This is a genomic window from Lamprobacter sp., from assembly GCF_034860625.1.
In the GTDB taxonomy this organism is placed as follows: Bacteria; Pseudomonadota; Gammaproteobacteria; order Chromatiales; family Chromatiaceae; genus Lamprobacter.
Map to the genome: position 1 here is coordinate 1 of NZ_JAYESN010000719.1, position 697 is coordinate 697.

A 697-nucleotide genomic window follows, 5' to 3' on the forward strand; every position below is an offset into this window, starting at 1 on the left:
ACGATTAGGCGCTTTCCAGTTTTCGTCTGGCGCTCTTGACGGAAGACGTACAAACTTCTTTGAGGATTCTTTTTGCCTTCTCAGAATATCCTGAAAGATAGCATCAATATCGTGGCCGTGCTCTTCAGCATAAGAATCCCGTAGCCGCCGTGTTTCTTGTATTATCGGGTCATTCGTCATAGTTTTAGCCCTCAAGAAGCTCAGATGGGGTGCAAATAATCGGTGGTTCATACCCCAATAAACGACATACCGATTCAATTTTCGGTCTCATAACTGCATTCGCAATGTGGGTGCAGTTCCATGTTAGCAAAAAGTCGATTCCATTGACTGCAGCGATTGCAACATGATAAGCGTCAAGCTCAGCTTTCGGCGGCAACGAACCATGGTTCAGTAAAGCTTCAGCCACCAATTTGACTTCTTCTGTTGCTTCGAGTTCGCGAATATCCACTAAGGTGGACATCCTCCGAGCTGCGGCATCTATGTTCCCGCGCGAGGCTTCCGCAACGACGAATTCGGATATGTACAAATCGAAGTCCGCTCGTCGATTATCCCACCAATCTGCGGTGATGTTTTGCCATGCAGCCGCACGAATGTCTTTGCTCGTTCGCGCGGTAAGGTAACTAATCACCGAAGTCTCGATGTATACAGTCGGCTTCATAATTTCCGGCTTCTTCCCTATGGGTTGATCCTTTTTCGC

At 47.6% G+C, this 697-nt stretch carries 2 protein-coding genes; both read right to left on the reverse strand.

Annotated features, from left to right (window positions below):
- The coding region (locus VBE63_RS30945) for a hypothetical protein (RefSeq protein WP_323686772.1) at nt 1-180 on the reverse strand (180 nt) is incomplete at its 3' end.
- A 4-nt stretch (nt 181-184) separates the two neighbouring features.
- Nucleotides 185-697, reverse strand: a 513-nt coding sequence (locus VBE63_RS30950) for a type II toxin-antitoxin system VapC family toxin (protein WP_323686773.1), incomplete at its 5' end; no start/stop codon positions are given.